The sequence below is a fragment of the Avibacterium endocarditidis genome, assembly GCF_002921145.1.
Classification (GTDB): Bacteria; Pseudomonadota; Gammaproteobacteria; order Enterobacterales; family Pasteurellaceae; genus Avibacterium; species Avibacterium endocarditidis.
Genome location: NZ_PQVI01000024.1, coordinates 1 through 18,105 on the forward strand (window position 1 = coordinate 1; position 18,105 = coordinate 18,105).

15 protein-coding genes and 3 pseudogenes are annotated in these 18,105 nt (G+C 41.0%); 13 read left to right on the forward strand and 5 right to left on the reverse strand.

What is annotated here, in order from left to right; genetic code table 11:
* The 11 genes and pseudogenes from C3Z13_RS02570 to glyA all read left to right on the forward strand — a co-directional run.
* The coding region (locus C3Z13_RS02570; RefSeq protein ID WP_146256852.1) for an O-antigen ligase family protein at positions 1-620 on the forward strand (620 nt) is incomplete at its 5' end.
* Positions 617-991, forward strand: coding sequence for a glycosyltransferase family 25 protein (locus tag C3Z13_RS12085; protein WP_245872511.1), 375 nt, complete (start codon positions 617-619; stop codon positions 989-991). The genes C3Z13_RS02570 and C3Z13_RS12085, both read left to right, overlap by 4 nt.
* A gap of 83 nt (positions 992-1,074) precedes the next feature.
* Positions 1,075-1,353, forward strand: a complete 279-nt coding sequence (locus tag C3Z13_RS12090) for a glycosyltransferase family 25 protein (RefSeq protein ID WP_245872512.1) — start codon at positions 1,075-1,077, stop codon at positions 1,351-1,353.
* 7 nt (positions 1,354-1,360) lie between these two features.
* A pseudogene (locus C3Z13_RS02580) lies at positions 1,361-3,012 on the forward strand (sulfatase-like hydrolase/transferase).
* Complete coding sequence (locus C3Z13_RS02585; RefSeq protein ID WP_103854911.1) at positions 3,013-3,600, forward strand: DNA glycosylase; 588 nt, start codon at positions 3,013-3,015, stop codon at positions 3,598-3,600.
* Positions 3,601-3,758: 158 nt separating this feature from the next.
* Positions 3,759-4,166 carry a DoxX family protein gene (locus C3Z13_RS02590; protein ID WP_103854912.1) on the forward strand — a complete coding sequence of 136 codons (408 nt, stop codon included), beginning with the start codon at positions 3,759-3,761 and terminating at the stop codon, positions 4,164-4,166.
* Positions 4,167-4,395: 229 nt separating this feature from the next.
* Positions 4,396-6,000 (forward strand): bifunctional phosphoribosylaminoimidazolecarboxamide formyltransferase/IMP cyclohydrolase, encoded by a 1,605-nt coding sequence (gene purH, locus C3Z13_RS02595; RefSeq protein ID WP_103854913.1) that lies wholly within the window; start codon positions 4,396-4,398, stop codon positions 5,998-6,000.
* A 20-nt stretch (positions 6,001-6,020) separates the two neighbouring features.
* Positions 6,021-7,317, forward strand: a pseudogene (gene purD, locus C3Z13_RS02600) (phosphoribosylamine--glycine ligase).
* Positions 7,318-7,345: 28 nt separating this feature from the next.
* A pseudogene (locus tag C3Z13_RS02605) lies at positions 7,346-8,562 on the forward strand (DUF711 family protein).
* Positions 8,563-8,634: 72 nt separating this feature from the next.
* Positions 8,635-8,946 carry a hypothetical protein gene (locus C3Z13_RS02610; protein ID WP_146256853.1) on the forward strand — a complete coding sequence of 104 codons (312 nt, stop codon included), beginning with the start codon at positions 8,635-8,637 and terminating at the stop codon, positions 8,944-8,946.
* 121 nt (positions 8,947-9,067) lie between these two features.
* Positions 9,068-10,333 (forward strand): serine hydroxymethyltransferase, encoded by a 1,266-nt coding sequence (glyA, locus tag C3Z13_RS02615; protein ID WP_103854915.1) that lies wholly within the window; start codon positions 9,068-9,070, stop codon positions 10,331-10,333.
* A 143-nt stretch (positions 10,334-10,476) separates the two neighbouring features.
* Here glyA and C3Z13_RS02620 read toward each other — a convergent pair whose 3' ends face one another.
* Genes C3Z13_RS02620 through C3Z13_RS02640 form a run of 5 tightly spaced genes read right to left on the reverse strand, consistent with a single transcriptional unit; the run spans position 10,477 to position 15,890 of the window.
* Positions 10,477-11,277, reverse strand: coding sequence for a peptide ABC transporter ATP-binding protein (locus C3Z13_RS02620; RefSeq protein WP_103854916.1), 801 nt, complete (start codon positions 11,275-11,277; stop codon positions 10,477-10,479).
* A gap of 9 nt (positions 11,278-11,286) precedes the next feature.
* Positions 11,287-12,345: a peptide ABC transporter ATP-binding protein gene (locus tag C3Z13_RS02625; protein ID WP_103854917.1), complete on the reverse strand. Its 1,059-nt coding sequence runs from the start codon at positions 12,343-12,345 to the stop codon at positions 11,287-11,289.
* 8 nt (positions 12,346-12,353) lie between these two features.
* Positions 12,354-13,241, reverse strand: a complete 888-nt coding sequence (locus tag C3Z13_RS02630) for an ABC transporter permease subunit (protein WP_103854918.1) — start codon at positions 13,239-13,241, stop codon at positions 12,354-12,356.
* Positions 13,231-14,196 (reverse strand): ABC transporter permease, encoded by a 966-nt coding sequence (locus C3Z13_RS02635; RefSeq protein WP_103854919.1) that lies wholly within the window; start codon positions 14,194-14,196, stop codon positions 13,231-13,233. Before C3Z13_RS02635 ends, C3Z13_RS02630 begins: the two co-directional genes overlap by 11 nt.
* Positions 14,193-15,890 (reverse strand): ABC transporter substrate-binding protein, encoded by a 1,698-nt coding sequence (locus C3Z13_RS02640; RefSeq protein WP_103854920.1) that lies wholly within the window; start codon positions 15,888-15,890, stop codon positions 14,193-14,195. Before C3Z13_RS02640 ends, C3Z13_RS02635 begins: the two co-directional genes overlap by 4 nt.
* A 65-nt stretch (positions 15,891-15,955) precedes the next feature.
* Between C3Z13_RS02640 and C3Z13_RS02645 the strand changes: the two genes are divergently transcribed.
* Positions 15,956-17,359: a YcjX family GTP-binding protein gene (locus C3Z13_RS02645; protein ID WP_103854921.1), complete on the forward strand. Its 1,404-nt coding sequence runs from the start codon at positions 15,956-15,958 to the stop codon at positions 17,357-17,359.
* A 36-nt stretch (positions 17,360-17,395) separates the two neighbouring features.
* Positions 17,396-18,105 (forward strand): DUF697 domain-containing protein (locus C3Z13_RS02650; RefSeq protein WP_103854922.1); only part of this gene is annotated, 710 nt, incomplete at its 3' end.

Consider the following 18,105-nt stretch of genomic DNA (forward strand, 5'->3'; position numbering starts at 1 on the left):
TTTTTTCTATTTTTAAATATAAAAAGTCTCTCAAAAGAGTGGTCTACTCATTTTTTATGTTACTAATCTCAATTATTATAGTTGTAAGTATTATACCTCAGTTTGGCGTTAGCAAAAGATATCAAGCTGCCCTGGATAACATTACTCAGTATGTAGATGATTCTAATGCTCATAGCTCTGTTGGTGTCAGATTTGATTTATATAAAGGTGCTTGGTACGCAATTCAAGAAAAGCCTATCTTAGGATGGGGACGAGATGGCATGTTGCACAAACGTCATGAGCAGGCAGAATCTGGCGTAATTCCAAACTACACTAAAGATTATACCCATTCTCATAACCAATTTATTGAACAAACTTATCATAGGGGTATTATTGGGTTATTTGTATTATTATTGCTAATATATACTTTCTTAAAATACTTTATTGATGTTTATAAAAATTCGAGTGTGGAAGATAGAAAGATTATAGCATTATTAGGAGTAATAAATATTTTTGGATTAATATTCTTTAATCTAACGGATTCTTTATTAATAAATAAAGAATATGCAATGTTCTTTTATATGTGTAATGTTATTTTTTATGCAATGACAATTGACAATAATCGGAGATTAACCGAATGATACCTATTTATGTGATTCATATTGAATCAGCAAAAGATAGAGAGAGACTTATTAAAGCGCAATTTGATAAATTAGGCATTAAATTTCAATTTTTTTCTGCGGTTAATGCTAGAGAGAATCCTGGGCATACTTTATTTTCGCATTATAATGCCAAGAAACATTTTCAAAGAAAAGGAAGAACTCTTTCATTAGGCGAATTAGGTTGTTTTGCTAGCCATTATTCTTTGTGGAAAGAATGTGCTAACAACAATACACCTATCATTGTATTAGAGGATGATATAAGTCTTCTTGATAACTTTAAATCTGTTTATAGTAATTTAGATGAACTTTTAGGAAGTTACCCTTTTTATGGTTGCATAAAATTATCGTAATGTTGAAAGAGTTGAAGTGAAAAATTTAGTGATTTTTCAGTAACGAAGTTTTATAAGGATTATTTTGTGCCCAAGGTTATGCTATAACTCCTAAGGCAGCTAGAAAATTGCTTGATTATTGTAAGGTTTGGATTTTTCCTGTGGATGATCAGATGGCGCGCTTTTATGAAAACAAAATTGAGAATTTTGCAATTTATCCTCCTTGTATTGATCGAATAGAGGGAATTGACTCTCTTATAGGAGAGGATAAACGAGGTGAAAAGAATCTATCTCTGCTTTCAAAAATCAGACGCGAATACTTTAACTTAAAAGATCGTATTAATCGGTTTATACATAATTTTTTATTTAGGCTAAAACATTAATTTCACTATGCAATACCTCCTACTCTCCCTCTTCACCCTAGCTGCGGTGATTTTTGTGATTAACTCGCATTATCGCTGGACGTATTTCTTTGCGATTGCGCAGTTTGTGTTGTTTTTTAGTTTGATGTTTAGCATTACAGGGTCAGTGGCAGCGTGGGCTGAATTTTGCTGCGGTGCTGTTTGTGGTACTGATGCTTTTTCATCGCCTGAAAATACATTTTTATAAACAACCGCTCTTGGTGTCTGATTTCTTTTAGTTCTGGACTGGCGAAATTGGGAAACTTTGCTGCATTATCGCTCGGCTATTTTCGCCATTGCAGGCTTGATTGGATTGCTGGTTTATGCCGTGATGGGCTGGTCCTCAGCAGACGTAGCAAGCATTGAATGGCGACTTTTAGCAAGTGGCGGTGCTTTTTTTCACAATTTTTTCCATTTGTCATTACAGCAAAAAATAAATCGGCGATTAAACAATGGTTGGATTCGTTGCCCGATGATGGACGCGATGTATTTTTAAATCTACCAATGTCTTGCCGTGGCGTATTTTTTAAGCCCCCAGTATTTGAGGGCGATGCAAATTATTTTTTACAGCAAAAACAACGTGTTCCCGACTATCCACTCAGCGCAGAAAACGAGCAACCTGACATTGTCGTATGGCTTCAGGAATCTACCCTAAATCCGCATAGCTTTGTATTTGAGAACGCTGATATTCCGCCAATCACAATGTATGAAAATCAGGTTGATACCAAGTTTAACAGCCATTTGCGTGTGCATACTTTAGGTGGCGCAACCTGGAAATCGGAGTTTGCGTTTCTGTCTGGGTTACCTTCAACGGATTTTGGCGCAATGGCAAATGCCGTGTTTTATTCTGTTGTGCCGCATTTGCAATACAGCTTTATCCAAAATCTGAAAGCGCAAGGCTATTATTGCGTGGCTTTATCGCCATTCACGAAAGGCAATTACAACGCCAAGCCGGCCTATGATCATCTTGGTTTTGATCTAATGTTGCAGCCGCAAGAGTTAGGTTATCCCGCACCATTAAGCAAAAATTTATGGACGATTGGCAGTGATGAAATGAGCCAATATGTGCAGAAAATTTTGCAAAAAGAAGGCATTCCTGCGCTTGAAAAGGTAAATCAGCCTTTATTTGTTTATGTTCTTACAATGCGTGAACACGGGCCTTATCACGATGTTGGGAATGTATTTAATCTGCAAAATCAAGGGTTTACCGCTAAAGGAACGGGCGAGTTAAACGATTATATTCAGCGAATTGTGAAGCTCAATGATGTTATCGAAGATTTCAATCGCTATATGCAAAATCGTCATAAACCTTATGTGTTGGCTTATTTTGGTGATCACCAAATTTCTATTAGTGGTGCGCAGCCTACTTATCAATTTGATTATTCAAATCCAGATTACATTACGCAATTTGTGGTGCGTAGCAATATGCAAACTGACTTTGAGCAACAACAGGATTTCCTTGATTTAGCGCAGGCTGGCGGTTTAATTTTAGAAATTGCGGGATTGCCTGCTGATGAATTTATGCAAGCCAATATTGCAATGCGCAAATTAAGCGGTGGAAAACTGCAAGATTGCCAAGATGAGCAATTATTGGCGGGCTATCGCCATTATTTGTATCAACAATTAAAGGTGGCAAAATAGATGAGTGAGCAAATCGAAACCCACCCATTTCCCGCAATATTGCCACCGCACGCCACGGTGATGATGAGGGGAAGTTTTCCCCCTAAGGCGGAAAAACGCTGTATGGAATTTCATTATCCGAATTTTCAAAATGATATGTGGCGCGTGTATGGTGAAGTGTTTTTCGGACGTGCGGATTATTTTCAAGTGCCAAATGAAAAACGCTTTGATTCCGCTCGAATTAAGGATTTCTTATGGCAAAAGGGCATTGCATTATGTCCAACGGTGCGCAAAGCCATTCGAGAGCAAGATAATGCCTCAGATAAATTTTTGAAAGTGGTGGAAAGCGTCAATCTTAGCGAAGTGTTGCCCCAAGTGCCGCAATGCCACTGGATTTTCACCACAGGGGGCAAAGCCACTGAGATTTTGCTTTCTCTATTGCCTGAAAAGGTTAAAGCACCGAAAACCAACAGCTTTATCCCTTACCCTTATCCCGATTTTTCGCTTAATTTATATCGACTGCCGTCCACCTCAAGGGCTTATCCACTTGCCTTTAACAAAAAAGTGGCGGCCTATCGGGAGTTTTTTGAAATGGTGGGATTGGTTTAATAAAATACTTTGATCGATTATATATGAATAATTGTTTCATTATTAACAAATAAGAAAAAGTGATTTTCATTATTATGAATTGTATAGGTAATGCAATTCCGTTATGATACGCGCTCTTTCGCTCCTACTGGAGTAAGATTATTTTTAAAGGAAACATTATGAATTCATTAAATAAAATTAGCCCTTATGCACTCGGATTATTACGCATTATTGCAGGCTATATGTTTTTATTACACGGCACGTCAAAATTCTTTGAATACCCAGTTTCAATGACAGGTGGCAACGGTGCTGTGGAACTCTTTTCAATGATGGGCATTGGTGGCGTGTTAGAAATCGTTGGTGGCGCATTATTGATCTTAGGGTTATTTACCCGCCCGGTGGCATTCATTCTTTCTGGTATGATGGCTGTGGCATATTTCCAAATTCACGCATCTTTGGATAACGTGTTATTGCCAATCGTTAATAAAGGCGAGCTTGCTGCATTATATTCTTTAGTTTTCTTAAACTTTGTTTTCTTAGGCGCAGGCGCTTTTGCATTAGATAATAAAGTTTGCAAGAAGAGCTAATAAAACTAATTTTGTCTTTTTAGAGTTGTTGATTTTAACCCGCATTAGCGGGTTTTTTGTCTTTGAAGAAAAATAAATCAAAAATACACCGCACTTTTGGCACGCCTTGCCTATGGAAATCTTGAGTTGTTGGTTTTTGTTAAGAAATTTGATTTCGTGCTATATAAAAGCAAACGATTGCGTTATAATGCGGGCGTTTTTTCATTTCATTAAATTAAAGGAAATCTCAATGCAACCAAATCGCCCAATTCGTCAGGCTTTACTTAGTGTTTCAGACAAAACTGGTATTGTGGAATTTGCTCAAGGCTTAGTGCAACGTGGAGTGAAACTGCTTTCCACCGGCGGCACGGCAAAATTATTAATGGAAAAAGGTTTGCCCGTTATCGAAGTATCCGATTACACTGGCTTTCCAGAGATGATGGACGGGCGAGTGAAAACCCTGCACCCGAAAGTTCACGGCGGTATTTTAGGACGCCGTGGAGTTGATGATGAAGTTATGGCGCAGCACCAGATTGATCCTATTGATATGGTGGTGGTGAATCTTTATCCTTTCGCCCAAACCGTGGCAAAACCAGATTGCACCCTTGAAGATGCAGTAGAAAATATTGATATTGGCGGCCCAACAATGGTGCGAGCTGCAGCGAAAAATCATAAAGATGTGGCGATTGTGGTGAATAATCAGGATTTTTCTGCGATTTTGGCTGAAATGGATCAAAATCAAAATGGCTTAACCTTAGAAACACGTTTTGATTTAGCCATCAAAGCTTTTGAGCATACCGCACAATATGATGCGATGATAGCCAACTATTTTGGCAAATTGGTGAAACCTTATTTTGCCGCAGATGAAGAAGAGCAAAATGCCTTGTGCGGGCAATTCCCACGCACCTTGAATTTGAATTTTATTCGCAAACAAACAATGCGTTATGGGGAAAATGGTCATCAAAACGCCGCATTTTATGTGGAAAAAGAACAAAAAGAAGCCAGCGTATCCACTGCAAAACAGCTACAAGGCAAAGTCCTTTCTTATAACAATATTGCCGATACGGACGCCGCACTAGAATGTGTGAAAAGTTTTAATGAACCTGCTTGTGTGATCGTGAAACACGCAAACCCTTGCGGTGTTGCTTTAGGCGAGGATATTTTAGACGCCTACAACCGCGCCTATCAAACCGATCCAACTTCTGCTTTCGGCGGCATTATTGCCTTTAACCGTCCTTTAGACGAAGCCACCGCACAAGCCATTGTTGATCGTCAATTTGTTGAAGTGATTATTGCTCCAGTGGTGCAAGAAGGGGCGAAAGCGGTATTGAAAGCGAAGAAAAATGTGCGTGTTTTAGAATGTGGTGAATGGCATAGCGAGCCACAGCAATGCTTAGATTTTAAACGAGTTAATGGCGGATTATTAGTGCAAGATAGCGATTTAGGAATGGTCGATCTTGCTGATTTACAAGTGGTGAGCAAACGTAAGCCAACAGAAAAAGAACTGCAAGATTTACTATTTTGCTGGAAAGTGGCGAAATTTGTGAAATCGAATGCCATTGTGTATGCCAAAGATAATCAAACCATCGGCATTGGCGCAGGACAAATGAGCCGTGTTTATTCCGCCAAAATTGCGGGCATTAAAGCACAAGATGAAGGCTTGGAAGTGAAAGATTGCGTAATGGCGTCTGATGCCTTCTTCCCATTCCGTGATGGCATTGATGCCGCTGCTAAAGTAGGCATTGAATGTGTGATTCACCCAGGCGGTTCAATGCGTGATCAGGAAGTGATCGATGCCGCAGATGAACACAATATGGTGATGGTGCTAACGGGAATGCGTCATTTCCGTCATTAATTAAAAGTGGGGTAGAAAAAATGAATATTTTAATTATCGGAAATGGTGGGCGTGAACACGCCCTTGCGTGGAAAGCAGCGCAATCCCCTTTAGCCAGTAAAGTGTTTGTTGCCCCGGGCAATGCAGGCACGGCAAGAGAAAAAGGCTTCAAGTGCGGTGGAAAATGTGGCAATTTCTGCGACAGATATTCCAGCATTAGTGAAATTTGCCCAAGAAAATCAAGTGGGCTTAACCATTGTTGGGCCAGAAGCCCCGTTGGTAGCAGGCGTTGTCGATGCTTTTGAACAAGCAGGTTTAACCATTTTTGGCCCAACTCAAGCAGCCGCACAGCTAGAAGGCTCAAAAGCATTCACCAAAGATTTCTTAGCCCGTCATCAAATTCCAACGGCAGAATATCAAAACTTCACAGATGTGGAGCAAGCCCTTGCTTATGTCCGCCAAAAAGGCGCGCCGATTGTGATTAAAGCAGATGGCTTAGCGGCAGGGAAAGGCGTAATTGTGGCAATGACATTAGCGGAAGCAGAAGATGCCATTAAAGATATGCTTTCAGGCAACGCCTTTGGTGATGCAGGCTCACGCGTGGTAATTGAAGAATTTTTAGATGGCGAAGAAGCAAGTTTTATCGTAATGGTGGACGGCAAAAATGTTGAGCCAATGGCAACAAGCCAAGATCACAAGCGTGTAGGTGAGGGCGACAAAGGCTTAAATACGGGCGGAATGGGCGCTTATTCGCCAGCCCCGGTGGTTACCCCTGAAATTCACCAGCGTGTGATGGAGCAAATTATTTATCCAACCGTGCAAGGAATGGCTGCTGAAGGCAATGTGTATAAAGGCTTTTTATATGCAGGCCTGATCATCGATAAAAATGGTCAGCCAAAAGTGATTGAATTTAACTGCCGTTTTGGTGATCCTGAAACGCAACCTATTATGATGCGAATGGATTCTGATTTGGTGGAACTTTGCTTAAAAGCCTGCGAAGGAAAGTTGGATCAAGTTCAATCGCAATGGAAAAAACAAGCCGCGCTAGGCATCGTGCTTGCAGCAGAGGGCTATCCTGCGAATTATCGCAAAGGTGATGGCATCCAAGGCTTACCAACTACTGAGCTGGCGGATGAAAAAGTTTTCCTTGCTGGCGTGAGTGAAGAAAACGGCAAATTAGTGACCAACGGCGGCCGCGTTCTTTGTGCCACCGCATTAGGTGATTCCGTGCTTGATGCTCAACAGAAAGCCTTAAAACTCGCCGAACAGATTCAATGGCAAGGACGTTTCTTCCGCCGTGATATTGGCTGGAGAGCTATTGCGCGCGAGAAATCATAATAGAGAAGTAATAAGAAAAAGGAGAAATATGTATCAAGATAAATCACTTTTCCGCGTGAGAGCAATCAGCCTGTTTTTATCCCTAACTAAAGATAAAGCACAATGGCAACAACAGCTACAAATGGCGAAAGCGGAATTTGACCTGCTTATTCCTGCTATTCAGCAAAAAGGTTATGAAATTCAGTCTATCCGTATTATCACTAATCCTTTTGGTGAATATTTGGATTTGACCAGCATTGACACGGCAAAGCGTGATTTAGCCTTGCTTAAAACTTTGCTCAATGAATTAAATGAGAGCGGATTGCGTATTCGCTTTGCGATTGGTGAGGCGAAAACCAACAAGAGATTGCTTTATTGCCAGAATTAATCGCAGATTATGGTGATTTATGTAACGCTTGCGTGAATGTGGAACGCGATGAAAATGGCTTTCTAAATTATGATTTATTATTAGATTGTGCAAGTGCGGTGCAAAAAATTGCAGAATTAACTCCACGCGGCGAAGGCAATTTTAATTTTACCGTGAATTTTAATTGCAAACCTTTTATTCCTTATTTCCCCGCAGGTTATCATCGCAGTGAGTTAGATAATGCTGTGGTAATTGGGTTAGAAACGCCAGATTTATTAGTGGATGTGCTAGAAACTTTACCGAGCAGTGAAAATCGTCAACAGTTTTTTCATCAAGCAAGTGTGGCAATGTCTCAAGCTTTGCAATATCACATTGATGAAGTGCAAAACGCCGTAAAATCTGCGTTATCTGGTCATTTTAGCTTAGCGGGTTTTGATAGCTCAGCAGCACCATCAAAAAATTGCCATTCAATGAGAAAAGTTTATGAATTACTTGATGTGCCTTATTTTGGTGCAGCAGGCACTGTTGAGGCATCTGAATTACTCACTCGCGTGTTTAAATCTATCAAAAATGTCAATTTGGTTGGCTTTTCGGGTTTAATGTTAGCCGTAATTGAAGATTTGGGATTAGCAGAAGGCACAAAAAGATCGCAATTTGATATTCGAGCATTACTCACTTATAGTGCCGTATGCGGCATTGGTTTAGATACTGTACCAATTTCAGGTGAGGCAACCATTGAACAAATCGCAGGATTAATGAGTGATACTGGAACAATGGCGTTTCGTTTAAATAAGCCTCTTACCGTCAGGTTATTCCCTATTCCTAATAAAGTAGCAGGAGAAATGACCGAGTTTGAAAGCGATGATTTATGTAATTGCCGCATTTTAGCTGTACCATAGTTTATGATATGTAAAGGAAAAATTGGCCTTCACGAAGGAATAGAGCTTGAGTTAATGTTATCGAGAAAGAAAATGTTAGCACTTTTCTTTAATGATATGGGAGTTCCAGGTACGTTTTTACCTTATATAGAACGGGGTGTTTTTCGTTGTAATTATCTTGTTTTAGTTCCTCAAGATAAGCAGACTCCAATAGAGTTGGGAGCCTTTATTCTATTTAGACCTGTTCATCAAAAATATGCAGGACAGTTTGAGCAACTATTGAAGAAAAGTATACGACACTTTGATCCTATGGTAGAACGAGAAATTGGTAAATTGCTTGGTTACCAAGAAGAAGATATCTTGCTTTATATTAATAATTGTAAAAAGGAATTGCGACAAGCATAGGATATGAATAATATTCATCATCGCAATGAAAATTTTGAACCTAATTTTTCATTACAAGATAGTGAAAAAAGGCTAAACTAGTTAAATCTTAAATAATCATATTTATAAGAGGACAAACACAATGTTAAAAAGAAGTATGAACATCGCTGATTACGATCCCGTATTATGGCAGGCGATCCAAGATGAAAATCGCCGTCAAGAAGAACATATTGAATTAATCGCATCAGAAAACTATGCCAGCCCACGCGTGATGGAAGCGCAAGGTTCTCAATTTACCAATAAATATGCGGAAGGTTACCCAGGCAAACGCTATTACGGCGGTTGTGAATATGCAGACATTGTTGAACAACTTGCGATTGACCGTGCGAAAGAATTATTTGGTGCAGATTATGCTAATGTGCAACCGCATTCTGGTTCACAAGCCAATGCGGCAGTGTATATGGCATTGTTAAATCCGGGTGATACCATTTTAGGTATGAGCTTGGCACACGGCGGACATTTAACTCACGGGGCATCAGTGAGCTTTTCAGGCAAAATTTATCACGCAGAACAATATGGCATCACCGATGAAGGCGTAATTGATTATGACGCATTGCGTGAACAAGCGTTACGCGTTAAGCCAAAAATGATTGTGGGTGGTTTTTCTGCCTATTCTCAAGTAGTTGATTGGGCGAAAATGCGTGAGATTGCTGATGAAGTGGGCGCTTATTTATTCGTGGATATGGCGCACGTTGCAGGCTTAATTGCAGCAGGTGTTTATCCAAACCCATTACCGCACGCGCACGTTGTGACAACCACAACGCACAAAACCTTGGGCGGCCCGCGTGGTGGCTTGATTTTAGCGAAAGGCGGTGATGAAGAGCTTTACAAAAAACTAAACAGCGCTGTTTTCCCAGCTGGTCAAGGTGGCCCATTGGTTCATGTTATCGCAGCCAAAGCGGTGTGTTTTAAAGAAGCTCTTGAGCCAGAGTTTAAAGCTTATCAGCAACAAGTGGTGAAAAACGCAAAAGCGATGGTGGAAGTGTTTAAACAGCGTGGTTATAACGTGGTGTCTAACGGCACAGAAAACCATTTATTCTTAGTGGATTTAGTGAGCCACGGTTTAACAGGAAAAGCCGCCGATGCCGCATTAGGCAAAGCGAACATTACGGTAAACAAAAATGCCGTACCAAATGATCCACAAAAACCGTTTATCACTTCAGGGATTCGTGTAGGCACACCTTCTGTGACTCGCCGTGGTTTTAAAGAAGCAGAAGTGAAAGAGCTAGCAGGCTGGATGTGCGATGTGCTTGATGCCGTGGGTAAAGAAAACGAAGCAGACGTTATCGCAGCAACAAAAGCGAAAGTGCTAGATATTTGTAAGCGCTTGCCAGTTTATCCTGCGTAATTTTTTAGTGTCGTACGAAACTGGCTGGATAGGTATCCAGCCAGTTTTTTATTGGGATATAAAATGAGGTAATACAATAGTTCTTTAATTACAAAAACTTTGAAAAACTTTGCAAAAAACCACCGCACTTTATTTTATAAGGGTTATCTGATTTGCCAAGATTCATCTGTTAGTAGTCGGCCAAAATGGCTTTCAACTAAACGTTTGGTAATATCATTTTGTGGGTGAGTGAAGACATCACGGGTTGTGCCGTATTCGACCATTTTGCCTTCGTCCATCACCAACACATCATCAGAAATATGTTTAATAATACCCAAATGTTGCCCCACATAAATATAAGAAATACCCAGTTTTTCTTGGATTTCGAGCATTAAATTCATTAGCTGGGTTTTCACCGTGGCATCGAGTGAGCCGAGAGTATCATCAGTGATGATGATTTCAGGCTCAAGGATTAAAGCACGAGCAAGGGCAACACGCTGTTTTTGGCTCACTGACATTGTATTGATTTTTATGCTGGCGTGATCAGGATAAAGCCCTACCAGCTTGAGAGTCGCAAAGATTTTTTCATCACGCTCTTCTTCTGTTAAATCTGTGGCAAGACGTAGTGGCGTATCCAAAATTTGCCCGACATTAAGTTTTGGGTTAAAGGAACTATTCGGATCTTGGAAAACCATTCGAATATGCTGTGAACGGTAGTGATAATCGCCAAACTGTAAGAGATCATTTTTAAACAAAATTTCCCCCGCACTTGGTGCGATAATCCCCGCGATCATTTTTACTAAAGTGGATTTCCCCGAGCCATTTTTGCCAATAATCGCTAAGGTTTTCTTACGCTCTAACTGGAAGCTGACATTTTCCACGGCAACGAACTGGCTAGATGAAAAAATGCCGACATTATCATCAAAGGATTTGGATAAATTTTCAATTTTTAATAAGGCACTCATTCGCTTTTCCTATTCTTCGTTATTTTCATCCGTATTAATGATAAGTGGTGTTGCCACATCTTCTCTTTCTTTTCGCTGATTTTCACGCAAATTTAGTGGAAAATGACAGGCAAATTCGTGATGTTTAATGCGTCTTGTTGGTGGTTTATTAATACATTTTTTCTGCGCAAATGGACAACGTGGGCCAAGGCGACAGCCAATAGGCAGCTGATCCAACAGTGGCACACTTCCACGCAATGTACCTAAACGGCTTTTGAGCGACAACGGCTGTTTAAAATCAGGAATAGAATGTAGCAGCGCATTGGTGTAAGGGTGATGCGGTGTGTTTAGTACACTTTCTTTTGGCCCAGATTCCGCATTTTGCCCGCAATAAAGCACGCTGAAACTGTCGCACCATTCACGGATACTATTAATATCATTGCTGGCTAGCAAGATAGATGTACCTTGGTTCTGGTTCATACTCAACAGCAGACGGAAAATTTGTACTTTAGTGATGGATTCCAATGCGTTGGTTGGCTCATCAGCAATTAATAAGCGCGGTTGGTTGGCAACGGCGGCGGCGATCATCACTTTTTGTCCTTCCCCTTCGGTGATTTCATCGGGGTAGCTGTTCATTATGTCTTTATGATCTTTAATCCCCACACGGTGTAATAATTCAATAGCACGGCGTTTTTTCCAGCCAAACCACTGCCACCAACGGCCTTTGAATGTCCAAGAGGGAATATTTTGGATCAGTTGTTTGCCAATTTTGCTGCTGGGGTCTAAATTCGTCAGCGGCTCTTGGAAGATCATTGAAATTTCTTTGCCCACCAATTTCCGCCTTTTATGTGGGCTAAGTTTGAGCAGTTCCACATCATTAAACCGAAAGCGATCGGCGGTAACAACCCACGAATCCTTAATGGTGTTACAAATCACTTTTGCAATCAGACTTTTTCCTGAACCCGATTCCCCGACTAAGCCGCAAATTTCCCCTTCATTTAAGGTGAGATTGACGTTATCGATGATTTTTACTCGACCATTTGGCGTTTTTATTTCTATACAAAGATTACGAATATCAAGTAGTGCCATAGGAATCCCTATTCATAATATTTTTCAATGGCTTTATTAATGCCGTTGCCGAGTAATAGTGCGACTAAGATCACCGCCATAATGGCAAGTCCCGGTAGGATTACTGTCCAAGGAGCAAGGTAAATCAATTCGAGAGAATCCTTAATCATTACGCCCCATTCGGGCATTGGGCTTTGCGCACCGAGAGAAATAAAACTTAATGCACTAATATCTAAAATGGAGATGGTAAAAGCGCGGGTGATTTCTTGGATATATTTCACGCAAATATTGGGGAAAATAGCCTCTTTTAACAAAATCCAATTTGATGCCCCTTCAAGGCGAAGCATTAAAATGTATTCCTCTTTCAGCTCTTTTTGAATGGCTTGGTAAATCTCGTGAATAAAGTGTGGTAATAAGGCCAAGGTAATGGCAAGCATTGCGTTAATCAGGCTAGGCTGCATTAAGGTAGCAATAATAATGGCAATCAACAAAATGGGCGTGGAAAGGAAAGCATCAAGAAAATGCCCAAGTATACGCGATTTAATCCCTTGCGACATTCCAGCCCAAACGCCCATAATGCCACCTAAAATTGCGGTGAAAATCACCACAATTAAGGCTGAGCCTAAGGTGTAGGTTGTTCCTGTAATTAATCGGCTTAGCACATCACGTCCAATGTCGTCCGTGCCAAAGAAATAGGCAATTTTTCCGCCATTCACCCAAGATGGGGGCATTAACTCAAAACCGATAAACTGCGTTTCAGCTGGATAAGGGGCAATAAATCTACTAAAAAGTGCGGTCAAAATAAACAGCAAAAATAGATAAAAACTGGCAAGCGCCACTTTATCTTGGCGGAATAATTTCCAAATGGTGGTTAATGTTGCTGAGTGGCGAAATTCTGCCGGATCTTTATCTTGCATACCAACCTTTCTTATTTAACGGATCTAACACAAAGGTGAGCGTTTCTACCAATAAATTCACCACAATAATACATAATCCAATCACGATAATGCCTGCGGAAATACTGTTGTAATCTTGCTGGGCAACGGCATTAATCAGCCAATGCCCAATGCCAGACCAACCAAAGGTGCCTTCAACCAACATACATTGTGCAATCACAAGGGTGAATAATCGTGTCATTTGCGGCACTAACAATGGCAAGGTGTTGCGTAAAATATGTGTACGCAAAATCTTGCACATTGACCAGCCTCTTGTCATTGAAATTTTGATGTAAGGCTGCTCAAACAAATAGCCTGCACGCTCTTGCACGATACGAATAATTTCCATTGTTGGCCAAATGGTTAGCACTAAGGTTGGCAAAATCAGGTGTTGCAGCACATTTTGGATCACCTTAATGCGATAAGGTTCATCAATAAACCAAACATCAATAATAGGAAACCCCGTGATGGGCTGAATTTCATAAAGCAAATTATATTGCCCAATAGCAGCAATCTCCCAGCCATAAATAGCGGCCGCATAAAGCAACAGAGGCGCAAGCCAAAACACGGGCAGAGAAAGCCCTATGACAGACAAAGTGCGGATGATTTTTCCGAAGAATTTTTTACGATAAATCGCCCCAATTAGCCCTAAAGGAATGCCAAAGAGCAACGCCAGTAAAATGGCGCTAAAGCAAAGCTCAAGGGTAGGGGGGAGCACGGTGAGAACTAAATCACTTAGGGAATCACCGCCGTTATAGCTAATCCCCAAATCCCCATTGAGTAAATTTTTCACATAGAAAAAATAGCCTGAATAAAAATGCGGCGTAGCCAACACTTCATTGAGCGGATCGCGCATTAGCACCGCATAGCTAATAATAGAAAGAATCACTAAGGTGATCACCAACAAGATAAGATGCCTGAAAAACGACAAAATCATTTTTTCTCTCCTTGTTGATAGGATAGCGTAGTAAAGTTAATGCTACCAAAAGGCGCAAGCTCCAAGCCTTTCACCCGTGAATTTGCAATCAACATTCGTTTTACATTCGCCACAGGAATAATGGGTAATTCTGACAAAATAATTTCTTGCGCAATATTATAATAATTGGCGCGAGAACGTAAATGCGTGGTATTTAAAGCTCGGTTCATTGCATCTTCAAAAGGCGCATAGCACCAGTTGGAAAGATTGGTGATGTCATTGACTGTGCCGCAGCTTAAAATCGGGCGCATAAAGCTATCGGGATCTAAATTCCCCGCAAGCCAGCCAGTGAGAATCAAATCGTAATCTTCCGAGCCATTTCGCAGCTGTTCAATTAAATAAGTGCGAGTTACAGGGCGAATGGCTAATTCTACCCCCACTTGCGCTAAGTCCCATTTGATTAATTCTGCCATTTTAATTGGCGAAGGGTTATAAACCTGCTCTTCGTTTAGCACCCACATTGTGAGTTTGAGCTGCTTATCTTGTAAAAAGGCCTTGGCGGCTTTCGGGTTGTAGTCATAAGCAAAATCAGGCGTGTTCACCGTTGCCGCCCAAGAAATATTAGGAATAATATTATTCGCTACACTTGCCGTATTATGATAAATCCGATGAATAATGCGTTCCCGATCAATACCTTGCGAGATGGCACGGCGCAGATCCAGATCTTTCATCGTAGGTTTTAGGAAATTAAATGCCAAATAGGATAAATTCATTCCTTCAGTGGACTTCAAATAATAGCGCTCATCAAACTGTTTTAAAATTCCCAGTTGGCTTACATCAGGGCTAGAGGTGATCTGACATTCGCCATTTAAGAATTTAATCAAACGCCCTGTTCTGTCTGTAGAAAGATCAATAATAATATGCTCAATTTTCCCTTTCTTACGCCAATAATCTTCATTTCTTGCTAAGCGAACATATTGATTTCGCACGAAATTTTGCACTTTATAAGGGCCAGTTCCCACCGGCAAGGTGTCTAGCTGAGAAAGATTGTCGTCAGCATTGAGCTGTAAAGCATATTCTTGCGAGAAAATAATGGCGTATTGACTGGCGAGGTGGGAAAGAATGGACGCATCAGGCTGAAAAAGCTGGATTCGCACTTGATAGGGCGAAGTGGCAACCACAGACTCAATTTTTTCGCTCAATTTAATGCTTTCAAAATAAGGAAAACGCACTTTACGCGCTTGCTCGTGGAAAATACGGTATTGCGGATTTTTGTAGTCCACTAAGGTTTCTAAAGTAGGCAAATCCGTGTTATGTCCTAGCACGCGATTGAGCGAAAATACCACATCTTCCGCATTAAAATCGCGTGTTGGAGTAAACCAATCCGTTTGATGGAACTTAATCCCTTTACGTAAATTAATGGTGATGGTTTTGCCGTCTGCGGACAGGCTATAACTCTGCGCCAGCACTGGCTCAACGGTTGCGCTGTTATTTTTGATTTCAAATAATTTATTGTAAATCTGCTCGGTTACCACATTCATACTGGTTCCTGCATCGCTCGTTTGCGGATTGAAGGATAAACCGTTTGCCTGCGTGCAATAAATTAACCCATTTTGCGTGAGAATTTTTGGCACTTTAGGGGCGCTAAAACTTGGCAAACTGATTAGGCTTGCACTCAGCAAAATAGCAGAAACAACGATTTTTCTTATAAACATAACAGGCATATTTGTGATAAATTATGACGAAATTTTAAAGTATATTAGCGAAATTTAGAAATAAAATGTTTGATTATATTCAAAAAGAGCTGGATAACCTCATTGATCGCGGATTTGACCGCACGTTACGTTTAGCCGTAACAGGGCTAAGCCGTAGCGGTAAAACGGCCTTTATTACCAGCCTTGTGAACCAACTTTTGCATATTAATGTGGTGGATAATGCCCATTTACCCTTATTTGATGCGGCGCGTGATAAACGGATTTTAGCCGTAAAACGCATTGAACAGCGCACGATGCACATTCCCCGCTTTGAATATGAAAACAATTTGAAATGTTTAACAGACGACCCGCCGCACTGGCCTGATTCCACCCGTGGCGTGAGTGAAACTCGCTTGGCCATTCGTTACCAACAGCGTGGCTTATGGCGTCATTTAAAAGAAACTAGCACCCTTTATCTTGATATTTTTGATTACCCAGGGGAATGGCTATTAGATTTGCCCTTGCTCGAATTAGATTTTCAACAATGGAGCGAACAACAGCGTCAGCTTATGCAAGGGCAACGCCTTGAGTTAGCGCAAAAATGGCGCGAAAAACTCGAGAAAATTGACTTATTTGCGAAAGCCGATGAAGAAGTGCTGGCACAACTCGCTAAGGATTACACGGAATACTTGCTTGCTTGTAAAGCTCAGGGCTTGCATTTTATTCAGCCAGGGCGTTTTGTTTTAATGGGGGAGCTGGAAGGCTCGCCTGCGGTGCAATTTTTCCCTTTGATTCATCTTAATCCTGAACAATGGCAAGCCTTGAAAAAAGCCGATAGCAATAGCTATTTTGCTTTTTTAACAAAGCGTTACGATTATTATTGCCAACATATCGTCAAAGGTTTTTATCGAGATTATTTTTCCACTTTTGATCACCAAGTGATCTTGGCAGATTGCCTTACGCCGCTTAATCATAGCCAACGTGCTTTTTTGGATATGCAAGAAGGTTTGCAAGCACTGTTTAAGAGCTTTCATTATGGCAAACGCACCTTGCTTAACCGCTTATTTTCACCAAAAATTGATAAATTAATGTTTCTTGCCACCAAAGCAGATCACATCACCAAAGATCAACGCCATAATTTGGTCAGCCTGCTACGTCAGCTTGTGCAAGAAGGTGGGCGTTATGTGGAATATGAAGGCATTGAAACTGCATACAGTGCCATTGCTGCCATTCGCGCCACGCAACAGGTTACGGTAAATCAAAATGGCAAGTTTTATCCTGCGATCCAAGGTGTTCGACAAAAAGATCAGCAAAAAATCACCCTTTACCCCGGGGAAGTGCCAAACCGCTTACCGAATACGCAATTTTGGCAAACCCAGCATTTTGAATTTGATCAATTTGAACCCCAGCCCCTTGAACAAGGCAACCCCATTCCTCATTTACGAATGGACGCCGTACTGCAATTTTTGCTCGCGGATAAACTGGATTGATCGCACCGCATTGATCGTAACGGAGAAAGATAACCAATGAAAAAACAAATTTTTCACACCGCACTTGAAGATCAAGAACAACAAGCCTTTGCACCGAAACAAACTTTTTCGCAAGAGAATTTAATTATTGAAGCGGAAGTGGAAGAGGAACTGGGCGATCTCGCGCCACAGTTTGAGCAAGCGGTACAACCGAAACCCCGTTGGTGGAAAAAATGGCTGGTAGGTTCTGCACTTTTTTTTGGCGGCGCAGTGATTGCGCAGTCGGTGCAATGGTTGATTGACAGCTGGCAAAATCACCAATGGATTTATTTTTCTTTTGCTGTGGCAAGTTGTTCCTTGGTGGCATTGGGAATCAGCGCGATTGTCAGCGAATGGCGCAAGCTGGTGAAGTTAAAAAAACGAATGATCTTGCAAACGCAAAGTCAAACCTTGCTTAACCGCCAATCTGTACGCCAGCAAAGTGCGGTGGATTTTCAGCGAGATTTTTCCCCAGAAGAAAGTGAAAAAGTTCAACAGCTCTGCCAAGATATTGTGAAAGCAATGGATATTTCGCCACAATCGCCAGAATTTATCCAGTGGCAAAAGCAGGCTAATGAAGGGCATTCCGCCAGTGAAACCGCCTATTTATTCAGCCAAACCGTGCTAAAACCCATTGATAAACAAGCCCAAAAATTAATTAGCAAAAATGCCATCGAAGCCGCTGCTATTGTTGCGGTTAGCCCTTTGGCGGTGGTCGATGTGTTTTT